The 26,055-nt window shown below is 58.4% G+C and carries 21 protein-coding genes; 10 read left to right on the forward strand and 11 right to left on the reverse strand.

Translation table 11 applies throughout. From position 1 onward, the window contains the following. Position 1: 1 nt before the first annotated feature. Entirely contained in the window at positions 2–1,930 is a 1,929-nt protein-coding gene (gene thrS / locus ACTG1P_RS02815) for a threonine--tRNA ligase (protein WP_005336690.1), read from the reverse strand. Between the two features lie 233 nt (positions 1,931–2,163). After that, entirely contained in the window at positions 2,164–2,751 is a 588-nt protein-coding gene (locus ACTG1P_RS02820) for a tetratricopeptide repeat protein (protein ID WP_335837658.1), read from the reverse strand. A 173-nt stretch (positions 2,752–2,924) separates the two neighbouring features. On the opposite strand from ACTG1P_RS02820, the gene ACTG1P_RS02825 reads away from it, so the two are divergent. Beyond that, positions 2,925–3,980: a PA0069 family radical SAM protein gene (locus tag ACTG1P_RS02825; RefSeq protein WP_440000431.1), complete on the forward strand. Its 1,056-nt coding sequence runs from the start codon at positions 2,925–2,927 to the stop codon at positions 3,978–3,980. A 179-nt stretch (positions 3,981–4,159) separates the two neighbouring features. Here ACTG1P_RS02825 and ACTG1P_RS02830 read toward each other — a convergent pair whose 3' ends face one another. Beyond that, positions 4,160–4,315: a hypothetical protein gene (locus tag ACTG1P_RS02830; RefSeq protein WP_005336695.1), complete on the reverse strand. Its 156-nt coding sequence runs from the start codon at positions 4,313–4,315 to the stop codon at positions 4,160–4,162. 262 nt (positions 4,316–4,577) lie between these two features. Between ACTG1P_RS02830 and ACTG1P_RS02835 the strand changes: the two genes are divergently transcribed. Then, positions 4,578–5,975 carry an alpha-amylase family protein gene (locus tag ACTG1P_RS02835; protein ID WP_162504444.1) on the forward strand — a complete coding sequence of 466 codons (1,398 nt, stop codon included), beginning with the start codon at positions 4,578–4,580 and terminating at the stop codon, positions 5,973–5,975. Positions 5,976–6,082: 107 nt separating this feature from the next. Here the strand turns inward: ACTG1P_RS02835 and gyrA are convergent, their stop codons facing one another. After that, positions 6,083–8,821 (reverse strand): DNA topoisomerase (ATP-hydrolyzing) subunit A, encoded by a 2,739-nt coding sequence (gene gyrA, locus ACTG1P_RS02840; protein WP_236398510.1) that lies wholly within the window; start codon positions 8,819–8,821, stop codon positions 6,083–6,085. 198 nt (positions 8,822–9,019) lie between these two features. On the opposite strand from gyrA, the gene ubiG reads away from it, so the two are divergent. The 5 genes from ubiG to yfaE all read left to right on the forward strand — a co-directional run bounded on the left by ubiG (position 9,020) and on the right by yfaE (position 14,857). Continuing rightward, entirely contained in the window at positions 9,020–9,736 is a 717-nt protein-coding gene (ubiG, locus tag ACTG1P_RS02845) for a bifunctional 2-polyprenyl-6-hydroxyphenol methylase/3-demethylubiquinol 3-O-methyltransferase UbiG (protein ID WP_216955302.1), read from the forward strand. After that, on the forward strand, positions 9,736–10,431 hold the full coding sequence (locus ACTG1P_RS02850; protein WP_429078406.1) for an HAD family hydrolase: 696 nt from the start codon (positions 9,736–9,738) through the stop codon (positions 10,429–10,431). The genes ubiG and ACTG1P_RS02850 overlap by 1 nt, the downstream gene beginning before the upstream one ends. A 624-nt stretch (positions 10,432–11,055) precedes the next feature. Next, positions 11,056–13,323 (forward strand): class 1a ribonucleoside-diphosphate reductase subunit alpha, encoded by a 2,268-nt coding sequence (nrdA, locus tag ACTG1P_RS02855; protein WP_019838757.1) that lies wholly within the window; start codon positions 11,056–11,058, stop codon positions 13,321–13,323. Between the two features lie 80 nt (positions 13,324–13,403). Continuing rightward, positions 13,404–14,537, forward strand: coding sequence for a class Ia ribonucleoside-diphosphate reductase subunit beta (gene nrdB, locus ACTG1P_RS02860; RefSeq protein ID WP_005336708.1), 1,134 nt, complete (start codon positions 13,404–13,406; stop codon positions 14,535–14,537). After that, positions 14,534–14,857, forward strand: coding sequence for a class I ribonucleotide reductase maintenance protein YfaE (gene yfaE, locus ACTG1P_RS02865; protein WP_005345363.1), 324 nt, complete (start codon positions 14,534–14,536; stop codon positions 14,855–14,857). The genes nrdB and yfaE overlap by 4 nt, the downstream gene beginning before the upstream one ends. 118 nt (positions 14,858–14,975) lie before the next feature. On the opposite strand, the gene mltA is transcribed toward yfaE, so the two are convergent. Further along, on the reverse strand, positions 14,976–16,127 hold the full coding sequence (gene mltA, locus ACTG1P_RS02870) for a murein transglycosylase A (protein WP_064337973.1): 1,152 nt from the start codon (positions 16,125–16,127) through the stop codon (positions 14,976–14,978). A 150-nt stretch (positions 16,128–16,277) separates the two neighbouring features. Here mltA and ACTG1P_RS02875 point away from each other — a divergent pair, with 150 nt between their 5' ends. Then, positions 16,278–16,529, forward strand: coding sequence for a DUF1289 domain-containing protein (locus ACTG1P_RS02875; protein WP_440000432.1), 252 nt, complete (start codon positions 16,278–16,280; stop codon positions 16,527–16,529). A 132-nt stretch (positions 16,530–16,661) separates the two neighbouring features. Here the strand turns inward: ACTG1P_RS02875 and ACTG1P_RS02880 are convergent, their stop codons facing one another. From ACTG1P_RS02880 to apbC, 4 genes are all read right to left on the reverse strand, one after another. Beyond that, complete coding sequence (locus tag ACTG1P_RS02880; RefSeq protein ID WP_005336717.1) at positions 16,662–18,131, reverse strand: inorganic phosphate transporter; 1,470 nt, start codon at positions 18,129–18,131, stop codon at positions 16,662–16,664. 377 nt (positions 18,132–18,508) lie between these two features. Continuing rightward, on the reverse strand, positions 18,509–19,090 hold the full coding sequence (gene dcd / locus ACTG1P_RS02885) for a dCTP deaminase (RefSeq protein ID WP_005336719.1): 582 nt from the start codon (positions 19,088–19,090) through the stop codon (positions 18,509–18,511). Positions 19,091–19,153: 63 nt separating this feature from the next. Next, positions 19,154–19,798, reverse strand: coding sequence for a uridine kinase (gene udk, locus ACTG1P_RS02890; protein ID WP_005345570.1), 645 nt, complete (start codon positions 19,796–19,798; stop codon positions 19,154–19,156). A gap of 110 nt (positions 19,799–19,908) precedes the next feature. Further along, on the reverse strand, positions 19,909–20,991 hold the full coding sequence (gene apbC / locus ACTG1P_RS02895) for an iron-sulfur cluster carrier protein ApbC (RefSeq protein WP_440000433.1): 1,083 nt from the start codon (positions 20,989–20,991) through the stop codon (positions 19,909–19,911). A gap of 186 nt (positions 20,992–21,177) precedes the next feature. Here apbC and metG point away from each other — a divergent pair, with 186 nt between their 5' ends. Beyond that, positions 21,178–23,211, forward strand: coding sequence for a methionine--tRNA ligase (gene metG / locus ACTG1P_RS02900; RefSeq protein WP_440000434.1), 2,034 nt, complete (start codon positions 21,178–21,180; stop codon positions 23,209–23,211). A gap of 137 nt (positions 23,212–23,348) precedes the next feature. On the opposite strand, the gene ACTG1P_RS02905 is transcribed toward metG, so the two are convergent. Further along, positions 23,349–24,215, reverse strand: a complete 867-nt coding sequence (locus ACTG1P_RS02905; protein WP_440000435.1) for a CHAD domain-containing protein — start codon at positions 24,213–24,215, stop codon at positions 23,349–23,351. Positions 24,216–24,230: 15 nt separating this feature from the next. Then, positions 24,231–24,503, reverse strand: coding sequence for an acylphosphatase (locus tag ACTG1P_RS02910; protein ID WP_005345583.1), 273 nt, complete (start codon positions 24,501–24,503; stop codon positions 24,231–24,233). Positions 24,504–24,585: 82 nt separating this feature from the next. Here ACTG1P_RS02910 and ACTG1P_RS02915 point away from each other — a divergent pair, with 82 nt between their 5' ends. Next, complete coding sequence (locus ACTG1P_RS02915) at positions 24,586–26,016, forward strand: methyl-accepting chemotaxis protein (RefSeq protein ID WP_440000436.1); 1,431 nt, start codon at positions 24,586–24,588, stop codon at positions 26,014–26,016. Positions 26,017–26,055 lie beyond the last annotated feature (39 nt).

Consider the following 26,055-nt stretch of genomic DNA (forward strand, 5'->3'; position numbering starts at 1 on the left):
CTTATTCCTCCACTTTCTTTTGTCCGCGGGTCTGAACTTCCTGGGTCAACAGAGCGATGAACTCTTCAACAGGATAAGTGCCCAAGTCAGCCCCTTTACGAGTCCGTACTGCAATCTTACCGGCTTCAACTTCTTTATCGCCGCAGACCAGCATGAAAGGTACTCGCTTCAAAGTATGCTCGCGGATTTTAAAGCCAATCTTCTCATTTCTCAAGTCCGCTTTTGCGCGAAGGCCCGCATCATTCAATGCTTTGGCTACTTTCACCGCATAATCGGCCTGATTGTCCGTGATATTCATGACCACAGCCTGAGTCGGTGCCAACCAGGTCGGGAACAGACCGGCGTACTCTTCAGTCAGAATACCGATGAAGCGCTCGATAGAACCCAGGATGGCCCGGTGGATCATCACGGGTACATGGCGATCGTTGTTTTCGCCCACATAAGTGGCACCCAGACGACCAGGCAGGGCAAAGTCGAGCTGCACGGTACCACATTGCCACGCACGATCAAGGCAATCGTGCAGGGTAAATTCAATTTTGGGACCGTAGAACGCCCCTTCACCCGGCTGCAGATCGTACTTCAGACCGTTGAGCTCCAGCGCTTCGGCCAGTGCTTTCTCGGCGCGATCCCACATCTCGTCGGAGCCGATACGCTGCTCGGGACGAGTGGAGAGCTTGACAACGATGTTCTCGAAGCCAAAGGTACCGTAGACGTCATAGACCATACGAATACAGCCGGAGACCTCTTCCATGATCTGCTCTTCGGTACAGAAGATGTGAGCGTCATCCTGAGTGAAGCCGCGCACCCGCATCAGACCGTGCAGGGAACCGGACGGCTCGTTGCGGTGGCAGGAACCAAACTCGGCCATACGCAGCGGCAGATCGCGGTAGGACTTCAGACCCTGGTTGAAGATCTGGACGTGACCCGGGCAGTTCATCGGCTTGATGGCGTACTCGCGGTTTTCAGACTGGGTGGTGAACATGGCCTGGGCATACTTCTCCCAGTGACCTGAACGCTCCCACAGGACGCGGTCCATCATAAACGGACCTTTCACTTCCTGATAGTCGTACTCTTTGAGCTTGCCGCGGATAAAGGTTTCCAGCTCGCGGAAGATGGTCCAGCCATCGTTGTGCCAGAACACCATACCGGGTGCTTCTTCCTGCATGTGATACAGGTCAAGCTGCTTGCCGATCTTGCGGTGGTCGCGCTTGGCGGCCTCTTCCAGACGCTGCAGATAGGCCTTGAGCTGCTTCTTGTCAGCCCAGGCGGTACCGTAGATACGCTGCAGCATCTTGTTGTTGGAATCGCCGCGCCAGTAGGCGCCGGACATCTTCAGCAACTTGAAGTGGTGGCAGTGACGCATGTTGGGCACGTGCGGGCCGCGACACATGTCGATGTACTCTTCGTGATGATAGAGACCTGGCTGGTCATCACGGGCAATGTTCTGATCCAGGATTTCGACTTTGTAAGACTCGCCGCGCGCCTCGAATACATCACGCGCTTCTTGCCAGGAGACTTTCTTCTTGATGACGTCGTAATCCTTGGCTACCAGCGCCAGCATGCGCTCTTCCAGGGCAGCCAGATCTTCATCGGTCAGGGTACGGTCAAGATCAACGTCATAGTAGAAGCCGTTGTCGATGACAGGACCGATGGCCATCTTGGTCTGGGGCCAGAGTTGCTTGATAGCATGACCCAGCAAGTGGGCGCAGGAGTGGCGCAGGATGTCCAGACCTTCTTCGTCTTTGGCGGTGATGATGGCCAGCGCAGCATCGGCTTCGATCAGCTCGCACGCATCCACCAGTTCACCGTTTACCCGACCGGCAATGCACGCCTTGGCGAGACCGGGACCGATGTCCGCAGCCACATCCATGACGGAAACAGAGTGGGCAAATTGACGTTGGCTGCCGTCAGGCAGAGTAATGATTGGCATTATGTGTTTCCTTATACAGTGGTGACCCCTACCAAAGGTCACATGCGGGATGGAAAAGAGATTCAAAAAGGTGATGTTCTGGTTCTCCACAGCACTTTGCGAAGACGGCCTGACACGCAAACAGCATGTTTAACATGACAAACCAAGCCAAAACGGCCCCCATGCTACCAGAAGTCGGGCGTGCTGTATCGGATTTGCAGATATTTTCTACAGTCAAATGAGTCGCCTGCCGACTATTCACCAAGCAGGGATTGCCAGTTGAAGTCAAAGTCACTGCTCCCCTCCTCGGCCAGCGCCAGCTCTTGCAGCACCTGAAGCGCCAGCTTGTTGCCCTTTTGTGCCGCCTGATAGAGCCACTGTTTCGCCTGAGGCAAATCGACCCTGCCGCTGACCCCCATCAGATGAAGGACGCCGACTTTCAGCATGGCCGGGACGTCACCGTTACGGGCTGCCTGATCCATCCAGTGAAAGGCTTGGCGCAGATCTCGCTTCACCCCGACACCGCGCAGATAGAGCTCTGCCAGCCGGTATTGGCCGAAGGGATCCCCTGCCTGCGCCGACTGGCGATAGAGGCTGATGGCCTGATGGATATCCTGCTCGCTCCCCTGCCCCACTTCATGGCTCCAGCCCATCAAGGCTTGCGCCCGAGGTTGGCCTTGATCGGCCAGTGGCGACCAGATCCGGGTCGCCTCATCGAAATGACCGGTACGCCAGGCACGGTTGGCGGCAGCCATCTCCTGCTCGGTGGAGAGCGGAAGCAGACGCCAGATAACGAGGGCAAGCAGACAGATAAACAGCCAGCGGGAAGTAGTGGGGCTCATGATGATTTCCGTGATCCAGTTCTCATTTCATCTATGTAAACGAAATGTAGCGTTGCGATCAAGCAAGAGATCCCTGCGACAACCCTTTTTGCACCCGGTCGATCAGCGGTTGTTGTCATTTATCCGGTGTACCTGCAAAATAACTGTATGTATAAACAGTATTGGTGCACACCATGGCAGGACGAGGCAGCCCCCACAATATCGATCACCGTTTTAGCGGCCCCCTTGTCGAAGCGGTTGATGACGGCTGGCAATCGTCCGACTGGGATGCCACCTTCACTCCTTCTGTGCCTGGCACCGAGGTGCGGGAGATCGATGCACGCAGCATTATCAGCTACAACAACTCGCCGGATGTGCCTTTTGGTCGCTCCATCAACCCCTATCAGGGGTGCGAACACGGCTGCATCTACTGCTATGCCAGACCCAGCCATGCCTATCTGGAGCTCTCCCCTGGTCTTGATTTCGAGAGCAAGCTGTTTGCCAAACGCAATGCAGCCGACCTGCTGCGCCGGGAGTTTGCCAAACAGGCCTATCAGCCACAGACCATCTTCATTGGCGCCAATACCGACCCCTATCAACCCATCGAGCTGCGCTATCGCCTCACCCGGCAGTTGCTGGAAGTGATGCTGGCCCACCGCCATCCGGTCGGGCTCATTACCAAGAGCGCCATGATCTTGCGCGACCTCGATCTGTTGACCGAGCTGGCCAGAGAGGGACTGTGTCAGGTGATGGTGTCGGTGACGACCTTGAACGAAACCCTGCGCCGACAGCTGGAGCCCCGCGCCAGCACAGGTGCAGGCCGCTTGAAAGTGATCGAGAAGCTGGCCAACGCTGGCGTGCAGGTGGGGGTACTGGCCGCCCCCATGATCCCGCGGCTCAATGAACCGGAGCTGGAGCAGATCATCAAATCGGCCGCCGAGGCAGGCGCCAGCTGCGCCGATTACATCCTGCTGCGGTTACCCCACGAACTGGCGCCGCTATTTGGGGACTGGCTCGATACCCACTATCCGGGCCAGAAGGAGGCTATTTTGAATCAGTTGCGAGCCAGCCGCGGTGGCGGGCTCAACAGTACCGCCTTCGGTACCCGCATGCGCGGTGAGGGGCACTTTGCCGATCTGCTGGCCCAGCGCTTTCGCCTCATAAGCAAGCGCCTCGACCTGGGTAAACGCCATATTCAGCTCAGGCTGGATGGGTTTATCCGCCCCGGAGAGCAGCTGTCGCTCTTCTAATCCCCCTGCTCACGCCCTTCACACATCAAGCACAGAGCCCTTGTCTGCCAAGAGGTCGAGAGGAAGACCTGCCGCGACACATCCTGTGGAAACCCCGCTTTCCCAATTTTCCAAATTGGCCAACGAAGTAGCCATGTCGCCACAAGAAAGCGCTACCCGCTAAAGAGAAGGCTAACGCCTTAGCCTGCGCGCTGATCCCGCCCCTGCTGCACCATTTCAACCGGCAGTCGCGAGGGTTCATGAGCCACTTCGTGCTCATCCTCTTCATACTGCGGCACCTCTGATTCGCCCCATACCCGGCTCCACCAAATTTCCCACGTGATCCAACTGGTCATATGCAGCTCCTGACGGTGAAGGTGATGGCAACAACACACCACTCGCCCGGCAGGATAGCGGCTGGGAATGACAGGGAAATGACAAAAAAATCAGTTGTAAAAAGGCAACTGGCGGTGGCGAGGAAAAGCCGAAACAGTTCACATATTCGGCGAAATCATCCTGAAAGCGGTCACAAATCTGCAGGTTGTGGATTGCAGCTCACTCTGTTCCCACCAAAGCTGGGTTGCCCATTCAGGCATCTATAAAAACAGGGACACAATAATGAAACACACAGCGGGAATATGGGCGATCGCAGGTATGCTGATCGCCCCCTTGGCGCACGCCGACGTCATACTGCACGCCTTCAACTGGAAGTACAGTGAAGTGACCGCCAAAGCCGACCTTATCAAGTCGGCCGGTTACAAACAGGTACTCATCTCGCCATCTCTCAAGTCATCAGGCAACGAGTGGTGGGCTCGTTACCAGCCGCAGGATCTGCGTCTTGTCGACTCCCCTCTTGGCAACAAGCAGGATCTCGAACAGCTGATCGCCGCCATGAAGGCGCGAGGTATCGCCGTCTATGCCGATGTGGTGCTCAACCACATGGCCAACGAAAGCTGGAAACGCAGCGATCTCAACTATCCCGGCAACGAGCTGCTGCAAAGCTACGCCAGCAACCCGGCCTATTTCGAGCGCCAGAAACTGTTTGGCGATCTGGGGCAAAACTACCTCTCCGGTCAGGATTTTCATCCCGAAGGGTGCATCAGCGACTGGAGCGATCCGGGTCATGTCCAGTATTGGCGTCTCTGTGGCGGTGCCGGTGACAAGGGGCTGCCGGATCTGGATCCCAACAACTGGGTGGTAAGCCAGCAACAGGCCTATCTCAAGGCGCTCAAGGGGATGGGGATCAAGGGTTTTCGGGTCGATGCGGTCAAACACATGAGCGATTACCAGATCAATGCCGTGTTCACCCCCGAAATCAAACAGGGGATGCACGTGTTTGGTGAGGTGATCACCACAGGGGGTGCTGGCAGTACCGATTACGAGCGCTTCCTCAAACCCTACCTCGACAGCAGCGGCCAGGGAGCCTATGACTTTCCGCTGTTTGCCTCCCTGCGTGGTGCCTTCAGTTACGGTGGCAGCATGAACCTGCTGGCGGATCCGGGCGCCTATGGTCAGGCGCTGCCGGGCAGTCGCGCCGTCACCTTTACCGTGACCCACGACATTCCCACCAACGACGGCTTCCGCTATCAGATCTTAAGCCAGACTGACGAGAAGCTGGCCTACGCCTACCTGCTCGGCCGCGATGGCGGCTCGCCGCTGGTCTATTCGGATCACGGCGAGACCCAGGCCAAGGATGGACTGCGCTGGCAGGATTACTACCAGCGAGCCGATCTCAAGGGGATGATCCGCTTCCACAATGCGGTGCAGGGTCAACCCATGCAGCTGGTCGGCAGCGGTGACTGCTTCGTGCTGTTCAAACGGGGCAAACAGGGGCTGGTCGGTATCAACAAGTGCGACTATGAGCAGGAGTACTGGCTCGATACCGCCAGGTTCGAGATGAACTGGTATCGCAACTATCGTGACGTGCTCGACCAAGGCGCCGTGGTCAACGTGCAGAGCCAGTGGGTACGGGTCGCCATTCCCGCCCGCAGCGCCAGAATGTGGCTGCAGGAGTGATCCAGCCGTAAGATCAGCGGAGAGTCATAAAAAGCAGACAAATAAAAAGAGCGACCACCAGGGTCGCTCTTTTTGCTCAGAGACGTTGCTCGGGTAACCGGTGACGATTACTCGTCGCCAGCATCGACCGCATCAGTGCCGGTCGCGGTATCGGTACCTTCAGATACCTCACCATCAACGGCCAAAGCGTCGTTCTCGTCTTCGTCGCTCTCGGCGATACGCTGCAGGCCAACCACGGTCTCGTCTTCACCGGTACGGATCAGACGGACACCGCCGGTGTTACGGCCAATGACGCTCACCTCGGCAACACGGGTACGCACCAGAGTGCCGCCGTTGGTGATCAGCATGATCTGGTCGGTATCTTCGACCTGAATCGCATCGATCACCTTGCCGTTGCGCTCATCCACCTTGATGGAGATAACGCCCTGAGTACCACGGCTCTTGGTCGGGTATTCGGCCAACGCAGTCCGCTTGCCGTAACCGTTCTCGGTGGCGGTGAGGATGGCACCTTCGCCGCGCGGAACGATGAGGGAAACCACCTTGTCACCGGCGCCCAGCTTGATGCCACGGACACCGGCGGCGGTACGACCCATGGGACGCACGCCCTTGAAGGTACCCTTGCTTTCGGTGCCTTCGCCGTTGTCGCTGCCATCATCGTCATTACCGGCATCGTCGTCGGTTTCAACGTCATCGCTGACATCGGCATCAGCGCGACCGCTGCCTTCCGCGAAGCGAACAACTTTGCCCGCGTCGGAGAAGAGCATGATCTCGTTGCTGCCATCGGTGATATCCACCCCGATCAGCTCATCACCCTCTTTGAGGTTGATGGCGCGGATACCGGAGGAGAGCGGACGGCTGAAGTCAGAGAGGCTGGTCTTCTTCACGGTACCGTTGGCGGTGGCGAAGAACACATACTTCTCGGCGTCATACTCCTTCACCGGCAGGATAGCGGTGATACGCTCACCCTCTTCCAGCGGCAGCAGGTTGATGATCGGACGACCACGGGCGCCACGGGACGCTTCCGGCAGCTGGTAAACCTTGAGCCAGTAGACCTTGCCACGGGTGGAGAAACACAGAATGGTGTCGTGGGTGTTGGCCACCAGCAGACGCTCCACAAAGTCCTCTTCCTTGATCCGGGTGGCCGACTTGCCACGACCACCGCGGCGCTGGGCCTCGTAGTCGGAGAGCGGCTGATACTTCACATAGCCCTGGTGAGACAGGGTAACCACCACATCTTCCGGGGTGATCAGATCCTCGATGTTGATCTCGGCACTGGACATGCTGATCTCGGTGCGACGCTCGTCACCATACTGCTCGCGCACGGCCAGCAGTTCATCGCGGATCACTTCCATCAGACGAGCCGGGCTCGCCAGGATGTGCAGCAGCTCGGCGATCAGATCCAGCAGAGATTGGTACTCTTCCAGGATCTTCTCGTGCTCGAGGCCAGTCAGCTTGTGCAGACGCAGGTCAAGGATGGCCTGGGCTTGCTGTTCGGTCAGGAAGTATTGACCTTCACGGATACCGAACTCCGGCTCCAGCCACTCTGGCCGTGCCGCGTCGTCGCCCGCTTTTTCCAGCATGGCGGCCACGTTGCCGAGTTCCCAGCCCTTGGCAACCAGGCCCGCTTTCGCGTCGGCCGGGGTCGCGCTGTGGCGGATCAGCTCGATGATGGGATCAATGTTGGCCAGCGCAACCGCCAGACCTTCCAAAATGTGCGCCCGATCCCGCGCTTTGCGCAGTTCGAACACGGTCCGGCGAGTCACCACTTCACGGCGGTGCAGCAGGAACGCATCCAGGATCTCTTTAAGGTTCATCACCTTGGGCTGGTTGTTATCGAGCGCCACCATGTTGATGCCGAACGTGGTCTGCATCTGGGTGTGCTTGTAGAGATTGTTCAGCACAATCTCGCCGGACTCGCCGCGCTTGATTTCGATAACGATGCGCATGCCGTCTTTGTCAGACTCATCGCGCAGGGCACTGATGCCCTCGATCTTCTTCTCTTTGACCAGCTCGGCGATCTTCTCGATCAGTCGAGCCTTGTTCACCTGATAGGGGATCTCGTGAACGATGATGGTCTCGCGACTGGTCTTCTCGTCCACTTCCACTTCAGCCTTGGCCCGCACATAGATGGAGCCACGACCGGTACGGTACGCCTGCACGATGCCGGAACGACCGTTGATAATGCCGCCGGTGGGGAAATCCGGGCCGGTGATGTAGGTCATCAGCTCGTCAATGGTGAGGTCGCCGTTTTCGATCAGCGCCAGACAGCCATTGACAATCTCGGTGAGGTTGTGAGGCGGAATGTTGGTCGCCATGCCCACCGCGATACCGGAGGAGCCGTTGACCAGCAGGTTGGGAACCTTGGTAGGCATGACCGCCGGGATCATCTCAGTGCCGTCATAGTTCGGCACCCAGTCCACGGTCTCTTTGTCCAGATCGGCCAGCAGCTCGTGGGAGATGCGGGCCATCCGCACTTCGGTATAACGCATCGCCGCGGCGCTGTCGCCGTCGACTGAACCGAAGTTGCCCTGACCATCGACCAGCATGTAACGCATGGAGAAATCCTGCGCCATCCGGACAATGGTGTCATACACAGCGATATCGCCGTGCGGGTGATATTTACCGATTACGTCACCGACCACACGGGCCGATTTTTTATAGGGCTTGTTCCAGTCGTTCCCCAACTCGTTCATAGCAAACAGAACGCGGCGGTGAACCGGTTTCAAGCCATCACGCACATCCGGCAGAGCTCGTCCTACGATCACGCTCATGGCGTAATCAAGATAGGAACTCTTGAGCTCTTCTTCGATGTTGACCGGCGTGATCTCTCTGGCCAGATCGCTCATAGAAAGCCTTATCCCTAATTAGTTGTTCTTTGGCTTAAACAGCGCGACATGGTAACACACTGAGCCAAATACCTTAAGCCACAAATCGGGTATCAGATCGGGCTGGTGTGACAAAGTCCGTCCGTTATAATGCCCGCCAGGACAATAGATTGCGCCCATGACTCAGAAGCGGGCGCCCTGCCACAGGATCTTCGAAAAATGAACAGTGATGCCAATGTCGATCTGACAGAAATCGCCAAGTTTGAAGCCATCGCCTCCCGCTGGTGGGACATGGAGGGTGAATTCAAACCCCTGCATCAAATCAATCCGGTACGCCTTGACTGGATCACCGACAAAAGTGGCGGTCTGTTTGGCAAGCGCATTCTCGATATCGGGTGTGGTGGCGGCATCCTCTCCGAGAGCATGGCCCGCCGTGGTGCCAGGGTCACCGGCATCGACATGGGCAAGGAACCTCTCGGCGTCGCCCGCCTGCACGCCCTGGAGCAGGGTGTTGAGCTCGAATATCGCCAGATCACCGCCGAAGCCCATGCCGCCGAAGTACCGGGCCAGTATGATGTGGTCACCTGCATGGAGATGCTGGAGCATGTGCCGGACCCCACCTCCGTGTTGCGCGCCATCGCGACTCTGGTACGCCCGGGCGGCCGGGTGTTCGTCTCCACCATCAACCGCCACCCCAAATCCTATCTGATGATGATCATCGGGGCCGAGTACCTGATGAAGATGGTGCCCAAGGGTACCCACGATCACAAAAAATTCATCACCCCGGCCGAGCTGTGTCGCATGGGTGAAGCAGCTGGCCTGCTGGTGCGGGATATGAGCGGGGTGCACTATGCACCGCTCTCCAACAGTTTCAAGCTCGGCAAGAATGTCGACGTCAACTATATGGTGGAGTTTGTCCGCCCGGAGCACGGCTGATGAACGCCTCTCGCCCTCTTCCCCTGCGCGGTGTGCTGTTCGATCTGGATGGCACCCTGCTCGACACAGCCCCGGATCTGGGGGCCGCCGTCAACCACGTGCTGATCAGCGAAGGCTTTGCGCCGCTCTCTGACGACATCATTCGTCAGACCACCTCCCACGGGGCGCTAGGGCTGCTGAAAGCGGGCCTCGGCGACGAACTGCTTGAAGAGCTGGGGGCCACCCGCCTGCGCAATGCCCTTCTCGACTACTACGCGGCCAATCTCTGCGTCGGTACCCGTCCCTATGAGGGAATGGTGGATCTTATCGAGTGGCTCGACGAGAAACAGCTCCCCTGGGGAATAGTCACCAACAAGCCGGGCTTTCTCACCGAGCCACTGCTGGCAGCCCTGCCAGAGCTCGCCAGCTGCGGCGTGACGGTCAGTGCCGACACCCTGCCGGTACGCAAGCCCGACCCCGCCCCCATGTTCTTTGCTTGTGAGAAGCTGGGGGTCGAAGCAGCTCACTGCCTCTATGTGGGGGATCATGTGCGGGATATCGAAGCGGGCCGCAACGCCGGCATGCGCACCGCGGTCGCTGGCTGGGGCTATCTCAATGATGAGGAAGATCCCGCCCAGTGGGGCGCCGATCTGCAATTCGACACCGTGCAGGCCCTGCACCACTGGCTGCGCTACGAGTTGACGGCCAAGGTGTAACGCACAGCCTTACCGGCTGACATGAGATAACGGGGGCGAAGAGACTCTCCGCCCCTTGCATCTCTTACTTTACGCTCCTGCGTCCTGCGCCACCATCACGCCTCTATTCATGGATAATAAAGGCAGCTTTCTGCCTGTTGGATACCCATTTGACAAGCTCGCAGCCGTCACAAAGCGGCCACAAACCACCGTCATCTGATGCAAAGCCCTTGCCACGCTGAGCCCGCGGCGGCGACAACTGGACAGCTTTTGACCCTTGTTGCATAAGGGATAATCAGCCGCCGTTTGCTAGTAAAAAGCCCCCCGTTTCGCAAGCAAAAAAAGTTATTTAAATTTTCCATCTTCGATCGGGAGACTTGCTTTTAGCGGAGCGGACGAATGAAAACCCGCTCACTGTGAGCGGTCACTAACTGATGGGGCAAGACTCACAATTTATCCACAGCTCGTCACTTATCCACACATTGCAATGGCGGGCTGACCTCACTATCTTGTAGCTCGAACTTAAAATAACACTACATCTTGTGATTCATCGCACAATCTCTACCCAACTCCTGCACACCGCCGGGGCCTGGGTGGCGCCATTGTGCGATGGTTTTTCGGGAATCAACTGAAGGTCATCAGCCAATGAACTTGTTTGTGACGAAGCGTAACGGACACAAAGAACCCATCGATCTGGATAAAATTCACCGCGTGCTGGACTGGGCCGCCGAAGGGCTCGACAACGTGTCGGTCTCCCAGGTAGAGCTCAAATCCCATATCCAGTTCTATGACGGTATCCGTACCGCTGACATTCACGAAACCATCATCAAGGCAACGGCTGACCTCATCTCCGAGCAGACCCCGGACTACCAGTACATGGCAGCCCGTCTGGCCATCTTCCACCTGCGCAAGAAGGCCTACGGCCAGTTCGAACCGCCCCACCTCTACCAGCACGTGGCTCGTCTGGTGGACATGGGCAAGTACGACAAGCACCTGCTGGAGGACTACACCCAGGCTGAATTCGAAGAGCTGAACACCCATCTGGATCACTGGCGCGACATGGATTTCTCCTACGCGGCAGTCAAACAGCTGGAAGGCAAATATCTGGTCCAGAACCGCGTTACCGGCGAGATCTACGAGAGCCCGCAGTTCCTCTATATGCTGGTTGCGGCCTGCCTCTTCTCCAAGTATCCGAAAGATACCCGTCTGGACTACATCAAGCGCTTCTATGATGCGGTCTCGACCTTCAAGATCTCCCTGCCGACCCCGATCATGAGCGGCGTGCGCACCCCGACCCGCCAGTTCAGCTCCTGCGTACTGATCGAGTGCGATGACAGCCTGGACTCCATCAACGCCACCGCCAGTTCTATCGTGCGTTACGTCTCCCAGCGCGCCGGTATCGGCATCAACGCCGGTCGCATCCGCGGTCTGGGCAGCCCCATCCGTGGCGGCGAAGCATTCCACACCGGTTGCATCCCCTTCTACAAATACTTCCAGACTGCAGTGAAGTGCTGCTCCCAGGGCGGCGTGCGCGGCGGTGCGGCCACCCTGTTCTACCCGCTGTGGCACACCGAAGTGGAAAGCCTGCTGGTACTGAAGAACAACCGCGGCGTGGAAGAGAACCGTGTTCGTCACATGGACTACGGCGTGCAGATCAACAAGCTGATGTACCAGCGCCTTATCAAGGGCGGTGACATCACCCTGTTCTCCCCGTCCGATGCGCCGGGTCTGTACGATGCCTTCTTTGCCGATCAGGACAAGTTTGAAGAGCTCTACGTCAAGTACGAGCAGGATCCGGCCATTCGCAAGAAGACCCTGAAAGCGGTAGACCTCTTCTCCCTGATGATGCAGGAGCGTGCAGGTACCGGTCGCATCTACATCCAGAACGTCGATCACTGCAACACCCACAGCCCGTTCGACCCGAGCGTGGCGCCGGTACGCCAGTCCAACCTCTGCCTCGAAATTGCGCTGCCGACCAAGCCGCTCAACAACATCGACGACGAGAGTGGCGAAATCGCCCTGTGCACCCTCTCCGCCTTCAACCTGGGTGCCATCGAGAAGCTGGAAGATCTGGAAGAGATGGCCGATCTGGCCGTGCGTGCCCTCGACGCCCTGCTCGACTATCAGGATTACCCGATTGCCGCCGCCAAGAAGGGCAGCATGGGTCGTCGTACCCTGGGGATCGGCGTCATCAACTACGCCTACTACCTGGCCAAAAACGGTGCCCGTTACTCCGACGGCTCCGGTCTGGCCCTGACTCACCGTACCTTCGAGGCCATTCAGTACTACCTGCTGAAAGCCTCCGTGCAGCTGGCCCGCGAGTTCGGCCCCTGCCCGCTGTTTGGCGAGACCACCTACGCGCAAGGTATCCTGCCCATCGACACCTACAAGAAGGATCTGGATGCGCTGTGCAACGAGCCGCTGCATCTGGATTGGGAAAGCCTGCGTGAAGAGATCAAGTCCGTGGGCTTGCGTAACTCCACCCTGACCGCCCTGATGCCGAGCGAGACCTCCAGCCAGATCTCCAACGCCACCAACGGTATCGAGCCACCGCGCGGTCTGGTGTCGGTCAAGGCCTCCAAAGACGGCATTCTCAAACAGGTGGTGCCCGAGTATGATCGCCTGAAAGATCAATACGAATTGCTCTGGAAGCAACCGAGCGTTGACGGCTACCTGCAGCTGGTCGGTATCATGCAGAAGTTTGTGGATCAGGCGATCTCCGCCAACACCAACTACGACCCTGCCCGTTTCGAAGGCAACAAGGTCCCGATGAAACAGCTGCTCAAGGACTTGCTGACCGCCTACAAATACGGCCTCAAGACCCTGTACTATCACAACACCCGTGATGGTGCAGACGATGCCCAGACCGACCTGCAAGATGACGGTTGCGCTGGCGGGGCTTGCAAAATCTAAGTCACGGCAAGAACTGATAACCGGGCGGGAGCATGAAGCTCCCGCTCTCCTGTTTTCTCTATTCACATATTCTGGTAACCATGGCCTATTCAACTTTCTGCCAAACCCAAAACGACCAGCTCAAAGAGCCGATGTTTTTTGGCCAATCGGTCAACGTAGCCCGTTATGATCAACAAAAGCACGAAGTGTTCGAGCGGCTGATCGAGAAGCAGCTCTCCTTCTTCTGGCGCCCGGAAGAGGTGGATGTCTCCCGTGATCGCATCGACTATCAGGCCCTGCCACCGCACGAGCAGCACATCTTCATCTCCAACCTGAAGTACCAGACCCTGCTGGACTCCATTCAGGGTCGCAGCCCCAACGTGGCCCTGCTGCCGCTAGTCTCCATTCCGGAGCTGGAAACCTGGATTGAGACCTGGGCCTTCTCCGAGACCATCCACTCTCGCTCCTACACCCATATCATCCGCAATATCGTCAACACCCCCGCCCAGGTGTTCGACGACATCGTGACCAACGAGCAGATCTTGAAGCGAGCCGGCTCCATCAGCCACTTCTACGACGACCTGATCGAAGCGACCGCCCTCTACAACCTGCATGGTGAAGGGACCCACACCGTCGCTGGCCGCGAAGTGACCATCACCTTGCGCGAGCTCAAGAAGAAACTTTATCTGTGCCTGATGAGTGTCAACGCGCTGGAAGCAATTCGCTTCTATGTCAGCTTCGCCTGCTCCTTTGCCTTCGCCGAGCGCGAACTGATGGAAGGCAACGCCAAGATCATCAAGATGATCGCCCGCGATGAAGCGCTGCACCTCACCGGCACCCAACACATGCTGAACCTGATGCGCACCGGCCAGGATGACCCGGAGATGGCCGAGATCGCCGCCGAGTGCGAACAGGCCTGCTTCGAGATCTTCAAGGAGGCGGCCATTCAGGAGAAAGAGTGGGCCGAGTACCTGTTCCAGGACGGCTCCATGATCGGCTTGAACAAGGACATCCTCTGCCAGTACGTGGAGTACATCACCAACCTGCGCATGAGTGCGGTCGGCCTGCAGCCAGCCTTTGCCGGCACCAAGCAAAACCCGATCCCCTGGATCAACACCTGGCTGTCATCCGACAACGTGCAGGTCGCCCCGCAAGAGGTAGAGGTCAGCTCCTATCTGGTCGGTCAGATCGACAGCGAAGTCAATGCCGATGACCTGGGTGATTTCGAGCTGTGAGTGACGCCACCAACACGCTGACCCCTGCCCCGCACGCGCCTGCTGAACAGCATGCGGTCGTGGCACCACGGGTACATACCCGGGATGGTGCCGTGCTGCACGCCCATCCCGGCGAAAGCGTGTTGGAGACCCTGGAGCGCCACGGTCATCATGTGGAGTTCCAGTGTCGCAGCGGCTATTGCGGCGCCTGCCGCACTCCGCTGATGGCTGGCAAGGTGCACTATCCTGCGGTGCCCTTGGCATTCGTCGCCCAAGGGGAGTGCCTCCCCTGCTGCTGCAAACCGGTCGGCGCCATCCGGCTGGATATCCAGAAGAGCTGACGCAGCCACAGACTGGCAACTCGCACAAAATAGAAAGCCGCCGGAGCAATCCGGCGGCTTTTTTTGTCTCTTCACATTACTCGGGCGCCCGATGACAGACGCCCAACCCCTCAGAGGATTACAGCCAGGGGGCAGCGGTCGGCCCGTGGTGCAGGCCCAGCTTCCAGACCCGGCCAAAGTGCTTGTAGTGACCGGCTGCGACACCGGCCTTCTCGCCCATGCCGTGGTAGAGATCGAGGTGCCCCTTCTTCACCGCTCCGCCCACATCCAGCGCAATCAACAAGCGCAGCTGGTGCTTGCCGGTCCAGTTGCCCTCTTTATCGAGCAGGGGGACTTCGGCGAGGATCGGGGTACCCATCGGCAACAGGGTCTTGTCGGCGGCAACAGCCGCCATCGGCAGCAGCGGGATACCGGCCGCGCCGATCACATCATTAGTAGGGCGGCGCTCGAAGAAGACATAGGAGGGGTTCTGCTCCACCAGCTCCTTGACGCTCTCCTCCGGCTGTCGGTTGGCCCACTCCTTGATGGCCTTCATCGACATCTGCTCTTTGGGCACTTCACCGCGGTCGATCAGTACCCGACCGATACTCACGTAACCGTGGCCGTTCTTGCCGCTGTAGCCCAGATATTGCAGCCGATCGTCATCCCCGTAGTGGACAAAGCCCGAACCCTGCACATCCATCAGGAAGTTGTCGATAAGGGATTTGCTGTAACCCAGCTCCAGCCCGCGGTTGGCCAAGGCCCCCTGATGGATCTCGGCCCGGGTCGGACAGCGACCGCCACATTTAGGCATGGCATAGATGGGATATTTGTACTTGGCATCCGGGCGGTGGCGCACTTCCAGCACCGGCGAGTAGTAACCGGTAAACAGCACGTTACCCATGCGATCGGCACCGCCCAGCTGAGCCAGGCTGATACCGTAACGGGTGATGTCGGCAGGATTGCCGCCGCCCGCCACCCAGCGGGAGAGCTGGTGATAGAGCTCGCCATAACGGCGGGTCATCTTGCCGGAGCGCTCCAATACCAGTCTGCTTTGCGGGCCAAACTTGCTGTAGTCGGCACGCGCACGGCTATTGACCCGCTCCACCCTCACCAGATCCTCTGGCAAGGTCCCGTCCAGATACTGCTTGCCCAGATTTTCCGGCACCTCGCAGTTAAGAAAGCATCTGTTGTCGGTCTGTTTTTTGGGCACTTCTGCTTTGTCAGAGTTGCCCGCACAACCGGCCAGTCCCAGCACTGCGGCGGTCAGCCAGTACGCGTGTTTGTTCATATGTCCTCATATAACGCCAAGAGCCATGCTCGGCGGGGAAGATGCCAAATTTGCAGGGGGAAAGCAAACGACATCAATCACTTGAAGCAGGATTTCTCCAAAGGGGATCCGCTGGGTTATAACAAGGTGACAGGATGTGCGAGGTGATGGATGGAACAGCTCGAAATATTCCCGCTGCAGAGCCCCTGCATCGGGGTCTGCGAAGTGAACAACAAAGGCTACTGCAAGGGGTGCCTGCGCAATCGCGACGAGCGTTTCAATTGGCTCGCCATGACCCCCGCCCAGCAGCAGGATGTGATGCGTCTGTGCCGCGCCCGCAAGGCGCGGGTTGAGGCTGCGCGGCGCAAGGCTCATGAAGGCGATCAACCTGAACCAATACCGCAATCTGGCTGGGATTTCTGACCCGCTCCTAACATCCCTGCAAGCCATATTCCTGCGCTCACGAGACACGACCTATCCTGCATATAAAAAATGCCGCCCGATCTTTCGACCTGGCGGCATTGTCATTGTGATGCGCATTATGAGCGCGGCAGATCAACCAAACAGATGGTGGCTGACGATGAACAGGCCGCCGGAGAGCAGCATGGTCAGCGGCAGGGTCAGCACCCAGGCCATCAGGATGGTCTTGATAGTCTGGCTCTGCAGGCCGGATTTGTTGGCTACCATGGTCCCCGCCACCGCAGAAGAGAGGATGTGGGTGGTGGACACCGGCATACCGGTCAGACTGGCGACCCCGATGGAGGTTGCAGCCGTGATCTGGGCCGCAATGCCCTGGCTGTAGGTCATGCCGGTGGTGCCGATCTTCTCGCCCACGGTATGAACGATACGACGCCAGCCCACCATGGTGCCACAACCCAGCGCCAGTGCGATGGAGACGATCACCCAGGTCGGTGCGTATTCAGCGGTGGCGGTCAGATCCTTGCGCCATTTGGCCAGGTCGGTCAGCTCCTTGGCGGGCAGCGGCAGCTTGGCCGCTTTGCGGGCGGTGTCATCGATACAGAGCAGCAGACGACGCACTTCGCGGCGGTCAGTCAGGCTCATCTGATCATAAGTACGCACGGCACCCAGACGGGCATCCAGGGTGGCCATCGCCTGCAGCACGCCATCGGCGGAGCAGTGAGTCATCAGCTCTTCCTGAGCCGTTGCCGGTGCAGAGAAGTTGATGACGCCAGAGAGGGCGGACTGGTTGCGCTGGTAGATCTCCATGATGCGCTGGTTGGCATCCTGGGTCCGGTCCAGATCATAGGCGCGGCTGTTCATGTCCAGTGCGAAATAGGCTGGCGCCATACAGATCAGCACCAGCATCACCAGACCGATACCCTTCTGGCCATCGTTGGAGCCGTGCACGAAGCTGACGCCCATGGCCGAGGCCACCAGGGTCAGACGCGCCCAGAACGGCGGGTGTTTCTTGCCATCCACCAGCTGGCGCTCTTCCGGCGTTTTGTGGATCTTGTTGCTGGTCCAGATGCGCTTCATCGCCAGCAGCAGCAGCGCCGCGATGATGAAGCCGATGGTGGGAGAGATGATGAGGGAAAGCATGATGTCGATCGCTTTGCCCACGTTGATCCCTTCTGTCACCGGTTTATGGGTGATCCAGGCATAGGCGCCGCCTACCCCCAGAATGGAACCGATCAAGGTATGTGAACTGGAGGCCGGGATCCCGAAGAACCAGGTGCCCAAGTTCCACACGATGGCGGAAAACAGCAAGGAGAAGACCATGATCAACCCTTGGGTGGAGTCCATCCCAAGCAGCAGGTCGATGGGCAGCAGATGGACAATGGCATAGGCCACACCCAGTCCACCAAACATGACGCCGAAAAAGTTGAAGATCCCCGATGCAACGACCGCCAGGTGAGCTGGCATCGCCTTGGTATAGATAACCGTTGCTACCGCGTTGGCGGTATCGTGAAAGCCGTTGATAAATTCATAGGCAAGCACAAAAAAAACGGCCAATACCAAACCGATTGACCACCACAACCCCAAACCACTAAACATTTCAAACATAAAAAAAAGCCTGTTTATGAGTTGCGGCGGATTATGCCAGATGGCGGCCAACACCATAGCCACCATTGAAATATTTCAGCCATAAAAAAAAAGAGCTTTTTGGAAAAAAATATCCTAGAGCCAGTCATCATGCGGCTTGCCATCGATTAATTAAAGCCGCCAATGATTGCGGGAAAGGGCAAAAATAGCTGACAATTAAGCCAATAATTTCATTTTTATGACGTTTTTATGACAGAAAAACGGGCGAAAGTGGTGATAAAACGTCCCTGCCCCGCCAATCTCATCCGACCAGCACTATCAGCCCCATATCCGTTTGATTCCAGATGCAAAAAGGGAGCACCTTGTGCTCCCTTGAATCGTTGCCGTGTTGCCAGTTATCAGTCCTGATTGATACGGCTGGCAACGGCGCCCTGCTGGCTCTTGTACTTGGCATTTTCCCGCTTGTTGTAGGGACGGGCCGCGACGCCGGAGAGCATCTCGAAGTTCAAGGCGCCGATCTTCATCTTCGGACGCAGCGCCAGCGGCAGTTTGCCGCCGTTGTAGAACTCCAGCACGATGCGACCGGACCAACCCGGATCGATCCGGTGCGCCGTCACGTGCACCATCAAACCCAGGCGCGCCAATGAAGAGCGGCCATCCAGCCAGCCGACGATATCGGCAGGCAGGGTGACGGATTCGTAGGTCACCGCCAGCGCCAGCTGACCCGGGTGCAGGTAGAAGGCTTCGCCATCGGGAATGTGGATCTCGTCACTCATCACCCGATCGATGGCATCGGCCATCTCGCTGCTCGGGCCGCTCAGGTCGATATAGGGCGCGGTATGATCGCGAAACACCCGAAACTCGTTACCCAGCAGCACATCGACACTGACACCACTGATCCGCTCTACCCCGGGCCGTGGCTCAATGACGATCTTGCCTTCATCCAGATGGCGTTCAATATCGGTATCACACAGACGCATTGGGCGACTCTCCTGACAAATTGTGCTTTTAAAAAAGCCGGGCATTACCCGGCTTGTTTCATCTTAACCAATCAACATGTGGCGGATACGCGCTTTGAGCATGTCGATGGCGATGCGGTTCTTGCCACCACGGGGCACGATCACATCGGCATACTGTTTGGACGGCTCGATAAACTGCAGGAACATCGGACGCACCGTCTTCTGGTACTGCTTGAGCACGGAGTCCATGGTGCGGCCACGCTCCTGCACATCACGCACCAGACGGCGCAACAGGCAGATGTCGAGCGGGGTATCCATAAAGATGGAGGCATCCATCAGATCCCGCAGACGGCTGTCGGTCAGCAACAGGATACCTTCCAGAATGATCACCCGGCGCGGCGCAAACGGGGTCACTTCGCTCATCCGGGTATGTTCGGTGTAGGAGTACTGGGGAATGGCAACCGCGTCACCTTTGACCAGCTGGCTCAGGTGCTGTACCAGCAGGTCGTGATCCAGCGCGTTGGGGTGGTCATAGTTGGTCTTGACCCGCTCTTCCATGGTCAGGTGGGTCTGATCACGGTAGTAGCAATCTTCGGTGATCACACCAATCTGACCTGCGCCCAGTTCGGCCACCAGCTCTTCATAAATGGTCTGGGCTATAAGACTTTTGCCAGACGCAGATGCGCCCGCAATACCGATGATCACACACGAATGTTGAGTATCAGACATGACAAATACCTAAAAGAGAAGAGCAGTGGGGATGGTTTAAACCGATCCATTATATAAAAAAGGGTGGGTCATGCCCACCCTCAATTCCCTTTCAAGTGACCGACCGCCGATTATTCATCCAGCGCCATGGCATAGAGGGGGGTCGCAATCGGTTTTGCGCTGAAAAAGAGTTCAGCCCCTACCCTGCGCGCCAGCTTCAAATAGGCCTGAGCCAGGCTTCCTTCCGGTGCGCCGAACACCGTCGGGCAGCCATCATCCATGTGTTGGCGGATGTCGATGTGCAGCGGCAACTGGCCAAGCAGCGCCACTTGATACTGCTCAGCCATCTTCTGGCCGCCACCGGTACCGAACAGCGGCTCATGGTGACCGCAGGCGCTGCAGACGTGGTAACTCATGTTCTCGATGATGCCGAGCACCGGCACATTAACCTTGTTGAACATGGCGATCCCCTTGCGGGCATCGGCGAGCGCCACATCTTGCGGGGTCGTGACGATCACTGCCGCCGAAGTGGGCACCTGCTGGGCCATAGTGAGCTGGATATCGCCAGTGCCCGGCGGCATGTCTACGACCAGATAATCCACCTCGCCCCAGCGGGTCTCATGGAGGATCTGCGCCAGCGCTTTGCTCGCCATCGGGCCACGCCAGATGGTGGCATCCTGCTCGGAGACCAGATAGCCGATGCTGTTGCTCTTGAGGCCGCAGGCCATCACCGGCTCCATCAGCTTGCCGTCATGGCTGACCGGGCGCTCTTTGAGGGTGCCCATCATGGTGGGAATGGAAGGGCCATAGATATCGGCATCGAGAATGGCGACCCGCGCCCCCTCTTTTTGCAGCGCCAGCGCCAGATTGACCGCAGTGGTAGATTTGCCCACCCCCCCCTTGCCGGAGGCGATCACGATGATGTTGCGAATGCCCTGCACGGCATTGAGGCCCTGCGCCCGCGGCATGCTGGCGACGTCAATCTCCAGTGCCCAGTCGATACGGGCGGCACCGGTGGCGCTGCGCACTCTGGCATCGTAGTTCTCTTTGAGCTGATCGAGCAGCGAAAGACCGGCAAACGGCAATACCAGCCGGATAGTAAGCCCCTGACCCTGATTGATGATCTCGCGAACGAATCCGGCATCCACCAGATCCTTGTGCCAGCCTACTGGCTTAAATTCGGCGAGGATCTGTTTTACTGAATCAATCACCATTAACTCCTCATTATCTTGTCATTATCTTGAGGTGAACGGTTACCGCACACAAATCAGTGGCTTGCCTGCCATCGTAACAGCAGGTGCTGCCAAGGTTGGCACAGCCACAACCCTAGGCAGGCTACCCCCAATTCGGGTAACATGCACGGCACTCTATCATCCCAACAAGCACATCAAGAACGTAATATGGCAACTGATCCTCGTAAAATGCTGGTAACCTGCGCCCTCCCCTATGCCAATGGCTCCATCCATCTTGGCCACATGCTGGAACATATCCAGGCCGATATCTGGGTTCGTTATCAGCGAATGCGCGGTCATCAGGTGCACTTCATCTGTGCCGATGATGCCCACGGCACCCCGATCATGCTCAAGGCACAGCAGATGGGGATCACCCCGGAAGAGATGATTGCCGCTGTCTCCAAGGAGCACCAGGCCGACTTCGCCGGGTTCAACATCAGCTTTGACAACTATCACTCCACCCACAGCGACGAAAACCGCGAGCTGGCGGAGTTGATCTACGGCCGCCTGAAAAATGGTGGTTTTATCAAGAGCCGCACCATCTCCCAGCTGTTCGATCCGGAAAAATCCATGTTCCTGCCGGATCGTTTCGTCAAGGGTACCTGCCCCAAGTGCAAGTCTCCGGAGCAGTATGGCGACAACTGTGACAGCTGCGGCGCCACCTACAGCCCGACTGAGCTGATCGATCCGAAATCTGCCGTCTCCGGTGCCACTCCGGTGATGAAGGACTCCGAGCACTTCTTCTTCGATTTGCCGCAGTTTGAAAAATGGCTGGCAGAGTGGGTACGCGGCTCCGGCGCCATTCAGGAAGAGATGGCCAACAAGATGCAGGAGTGGTTCGAGAGCGGCCTGCAGCAGTGGGACATCACCCGTGACGCCCCCTACTTCGGTTTCGAAATCCCCGGCGCCCCGGGCAAGTACTTCTACGTCTGGCTGGATGCCCCCATCGGTTACATGGCTTCTTTCAAGAACCTGTGCAACAAGCGTGGCGACATCGACTTTGACAGCTACTGGAAAGCGGACTCCGACGCCGAGCTCTACCACTTCATCGGCAAGGACATCGCCTACTTCCACTGCCTGTTCTGGCCGTCCATGCTGGAAGGTGCCAACTTCCGCAAACCGACCAAGGTAAACGTACACGGCTATGTGACCGTCAACGGCGCCAAGATGTCCAAGTCCAAGGGCACCTTTATCAAGGCATCCACCTACCTGAACCACCTGGATCCGGAGTGCCTGCGTTACTACTACGCCGCCAAGCTCAACAGCCGCATCGACGATCTGGACCTGAACCTCGAAGATTTCGTGCAGCGCGTCAACGCTGACGTGGTCAACAAGCTGGTCAACCTCGCCTCCCGCAACGCCGGCTTTATTGCCAAGCGCTGTGGCGGCAAGCTGGCAGCAACCTGCGCCGAACCCGAGCTCTACGCCGAATTCGCCAATGCTCGTACCGCCATTGCCGAGGCTTATGAGAGCCGCGAATTCAGCCGCGCCATCCGCGAAATCATGGCGCTGGCCGACAAGGCCAACCGCTATGTGGATGACAAGGCGCCCTGGGTCATCGCCAAGCAGGAAGGGGCTGATGCCGAGCTGCAGGCGGTCTGCTCTGTCGGCATCAACCTGTTCCGCGTGCTGATGGCTTACCTCAAGCCCGTCATGCCGCTGCTGGCTGAGCGTGCCGAAGCCTTCCTGGCTGAAACCCTCAGCTGGGATGGCATCGAGATGCCGCTGGTCGATCACACCGTGGCCCCGTTCAAGGCCCTCTTCTCCCGCATCGAACCGGTGAAGATTGAAGCCATGATCGAGGCATCCAAGGAAGACCTGGCCAAAGAGCAGGCACCGAAAGTGACCGGCCAGCTGGCTGATGACCCCATCAGCGAAACCATCACCTATGACGACTTTGCCAAGATTGACCTGCGCGTGGCGCTGATCAAGAAGGCCGAAGCGGTACCGGAAGCCGAGAAGCTGCTCAAGCTGCAACTGGATATCGGCGGTGAAACCCGTCAGGTGTTTGCCGGTATCAAGTCCGCCTATAACCCGGAAGATCTGGAAGGCAAGCTGACCGTGATGGTGGCCAACCTGGCCCCGCGCAAGATGCGTTTCGGCATGTCCGAAGGCATGGTGCTGGCCGCAGGCCCGGGCGGCAAGGATCTCTGGATCCTGGAGCCGCAAGAAGGTGCCCAGCCTGGAATGCGCGTCAAGTAAGCTTATCGCTGACTGCGACCACAGCCAGATAGAGAAGAGAGGCCAAACGGCCTCTCTTTTTATGTCTCGCATTTGTGGCTTGGAGAATTTTTGTAGATGCTGGGCGTGGATGACTTCCGCAGATTACGGCCTCGGGGCTAACCACCACCGGGATTCGCGGGAGATGCATTTTGTCCTGAATACCTGACCAGCCGACTTGGCATGTCATTCATGTTGTGGCCTGCCAGCATCGCCAGTTTGAGCGCCACCAGCTCCGCCTGCTGGCAGTCCAGTTGACGCAAACGGGTGGTGATCTTCCCCTTCAACTGCTGCCGCAGTTTCGTCTGCTTGCGGGTGTTCCCCTGCTCTGCTCGCAACCTCCGCCGCCATTGACGCCAATCCTGCAACTGGCCGAGTCGCTCCTGCCAGTGAGTCAGGGTGCTCAACCAACCGGGATCCCCACTCCCCAGATCCAGCAACAGTTCCACGCCATAACGGGCCAGCTTGATCTCGAGGCGCATCTGATGCCAGCGGCGCAACTGTTGCTGACGGGAGCTGACCGATTTCCCAACGCAGGGAATAGGTTCATCGAGAGCGCTCTGCGCCTCATCAAGGCGCAGGGCCAGATGCTGCTGATAGAGCGATGCCAATGCCCGCGCATCCGGCACCTGCGCCACCGCCGCAAGCCAGCGGGCCAGTCGCCTCGACAACAGGGGCACGCGACAGGCCGATTTGTGGGTATTACCAGTGCTGGCAGGCGGCTTGCCAAAACGCTCGGCGTAGACCTGCGCATCCCGCAGCGCCGAGAGCCGCCCGACCGAGCGCAGCAGACGCCGCTCCAACTCGGGATGATAGGTGAGTGGCCGCCACAGGGCGAGCAGCGCCAGCAAGCGGCGCGCTGCGATACGGTAGCCATGCACGGCCGGTTCACTGGCCTCTTCGAGCACCGCCCGCGCCGCCTCCTGATAACGGGCGACCCAGCTTGTTGCCTGAGTCAGCAACAGACCTTGTTTGTCAGCATCCATCTCGTCTCCGCCCCTTCAGTTGGTATGAAAGCCCTGACCGGTGGGCGGCAGCGCCTCCTCATACTCCATCCGGGTCACCCGAGCAGTGCGCGGGCCATGCTCCAGCCACCCCAGCATCATCTGCACCCCCTGCGCGGGGCCACTGATGAGGATCTCCACCGAGCCATCCTCCAGGTTGTAGGCATGGCCCCGCAAACCAAGTTGCAGCGCACGCTCACGGGTGAAATAACGAAATCCCACCCCCTGCACCTGCCCCCACACCCGAATGACAAACGATTGCTCTCCCATTTCTCACACCTTCTGCTTAAGAAAAAAATTCCCGAGACGATAATGTGCCCGACACTCTATCTCTGCAGGATGCAGCTCCATTATGAAAGAAGTTAAATTCCGGTGGGTTGACCGCTATCTCATTCACCTCACCATCAGTGAAAAATTCCATATCGCGTTCTGGTTTCCTCTCTTCATCATCGCCTTTCTCAGCTGGTATATGCTGGCGGCCAGCCATCAGCAGGAGATCTCCCTGCGGGTAGCGCAGTTGCAACAACGGGTCGAAACCACTGCGCAACTTGTCAGCCAGCAGCCCACTCTGGTGTTGCCTGCTGATCTTCGCCTGACCCGACAAGGCAGCAGCGGGTTGCAGCAGCAAGGAGATCACTACCTCTTTACCGCGCCAGCGGGTCAGGCAGGCTTCGTCACTGGCGATCTCGACACCGGCAACCTCTCCATGTGGGAAGGTCAGGGCTCGGCCCTGCTCCTGATCGGCGCGCTGGCGGCCCTGATGGCACTGGTGATCCACTACATGATGACCTTTGTCTCCGGTGCGCTCTACTCCACCAACAAGGCGCTGCAAACCGTGGCGGACGGGGATCTCACCTTCCGTCTCAACTTCTTCCCGGTGCGCGACGAGTTCTCAACCCTGGCGGGCAGCATCGACCGCTTTACCGACCGCCAGCACCAGATCGTCAAACTGGTGGAGGAGTCTGCCGAAGCGCTGACCATGGCCGCCGACGAGTTTCGTGACCATGCCCGCGAAGGCGAGACCATGGCGCGCTCCCAGCGCCAGCACATGGATTCCCTGGCCACCGCCATGGAGCAGATGTCGGCAGCGATCCGCGAAGTGGCGCGCAATGCCAACGACACCTTGCAACAAACCCGCCAGTCGAGCGAAGAGGCGGCCAATGGCGCCAACCGGGTAGCCCTCACCATAGAGGCGATCCGCACCCTGGCCGACGAGATTGGCAACGCCTCCGGCGCAGTCGAGCGCCTGACCCACAACGCCAACCGCATCAACGAGGTGGTCAACGTCATCAACGCCATCTCCCAGCAGACCAACCTGCTAGCCCTCAACGCCGCCATCGAAGCGGCCCGTGCCGGTGAGCAGGGCCGCGGCTTTGCGGTGGTGGCAGATGAAGTGCGTACCCTCGCCAGCCGTACCCAGCAGGCGACGGTGGAGATCCAGCAGATGATCGAAGAGCTGCAGACCGGTACCGGCGCGCTGAACGAGATCATGGAAAAGACTGTAGGGCGCGCCGCCAGCAGCCAGCAGCTCATCAGCGAAGTGGGGCTCGATATCGAAAAACTGAGCAACCACAGCGATGCGGTGCTGGAGATGAGCACCCAGATCGCCACCTCCAGCGAAGAGCAGAGCTCGGTTGCCGCCGAGATCACCCACAATCTGGATCAGGTGCGCCATGAGGCGGCGCAGGTGGAAGAGTCCGCCAGCGCCTCGGTGGCTGGCACGCAAGGGCTCAAAGCCACCGCCAGCGAACTGGCCCAAGCACTCAAGGGGCTCACTCTCTGACGCTGCCGAATAGCATCCGGCAACAAGAAGCAATAAGAA

Source organism: Aeromonas sp. 11P (assembly GCF_051920165.1).
In the GTDB taxonomy this organism is placed as follows: domain Bacteria; phylum Pseudomonadota; class Gammaproteobacteria; order Enterobacterales; family Aeromonadaceae; genus Aeromonas; species Aeromonas veronii.

Coding starts and splice junctions, on each gene's coding strand:
- ubiG (WP_216955302.1), top strand. CDS start 9,020: ATGAACAGTGATGCCAATGTCGATCTGACAGAAATCGCCAAGTTTGAA.
- mltA (WP_064337973.1), bottom strand. CDS start 16,127: ATGAACAAACACGCGTACTGGCTGACCGCCGCAGTGCTGGGACTGGCC.
- ACTG1P_RS02875 (WP_440000432.1), top strand. CDS start 16,278: ATGGAACAGCTCGAAATATTCCCGCTGCAGAGCCCCTGCATCGGGGTC.
- ACTG1P_RS02830 (WP_005336695.1), bottom strand. CDS start 4,315: ATGACCAGTTGGATCACGTGGGAAATTTGGTGGAGCCGGGTATGGGGC.
- ACTG1P_RS02915 (WP_440000436.1), top strand. CDS start 24,586: ATGAAAGAAGTTAAATTCCGGTGGGTTGACCGCTATCTCATTCACCTC.
- dcd (WP_005336719.1), bottom strand. CDS start 19,090: ATGCGTCTGTGTGATACCGATATTGAACGCCATCTGGATGAAGGCAAG.
- ACTG1P_RS02825 (WP_440000431.1), top strand. CDS start 2,925: ATGGCAGGACGAGGCAGCCCCCACAATATCGATCACCGTTTTAGCGGC.
- udk (WP_005345570.1), bottom strand. CDS start 19,798: ATGTCTGATACTCAACATTCGTGTGTGATCATCGGTATTGCGGGCGCA.
- ACTG1P_RS02880 (WP_005336717.1), bottom strand. CDS start 18,131: ATGTTTGAAATGTTTAGTGGTTTGGGGTTGTGGTGGTCAATCGGTTTG.
- ACTG1P_RS02835 (WP_162504444.1), top strand. CDS start 4,578: ATGAAACACACAGCGGGAATATGGGCGATCGCAGGTATGCTGATCGCC.
- thrS (WP_005336690.1), bottom strand. CDS start 1,930: ATGCCAATCATTACTCTGCCTGACGGCAGCCAACGTCAATTTGCCCAC.
- nrdA (WP_019838757.1), top strand. CDS start 11,056: ATGAACTTGTTTGTGACGAAGCGTAACGGACACAAAGAACCCATCGAT.
- nrdB (WP_005336708.1), top strand. CDS start 13,404: ATGGCCTATTCAACTTTCTGCCAAACCCAAAACGACCAGCTCAAAGAG.
- ACTG1P_RS02850 (WP_429078406.1), top strand. CDS start 9,736: ATGAACGCCTCTCGCCCTCTTCCCCTGCGCGGTGTGCTGTTCGATCTG.
- ACTG1P_RS02910 (WP_005345583.1), bottom strand. CDS start 24,503: ATGGGAGAGCAATCGTTTGTCATTCGGGTGTGGGGGCAGGTGCAGGGG.
- apbC (WP_440000433.1), bottom strand. CDS start 20,991: ATGGTGATTGATTCAGTAAAACAGATCCTCGCCGAATTTAAGCCAGTA.
- gyrA (WP_236398510.1), bottom strand. CDS start 8,821: ATGAGCGATCTGGCCAGAGAGATCACGCCGGTCAACATCGAAGAAGAG.
- ACTG1P_RS02820 (WP_335837658.1), bottom strand. CDS start 2,751: ATGAGCCCCACTACTTCCCGCTGGCTGTTTATCTGTCTGCTTGCCCTC.
- ACTG1P_RS02905 (WP_440000435.1), bottom strand. CDS start 24,215: ATGGATGCTGACAAACAAGGTCTGTTGCTGACTCAGGCAACAAGCTGG.
- metG (WP_440000434.1), top strand. CDS start 21,178: ATGGCAACTGATCCTCGTAAAATGCTGGTAACCTGCGCCCTCCCCTAT.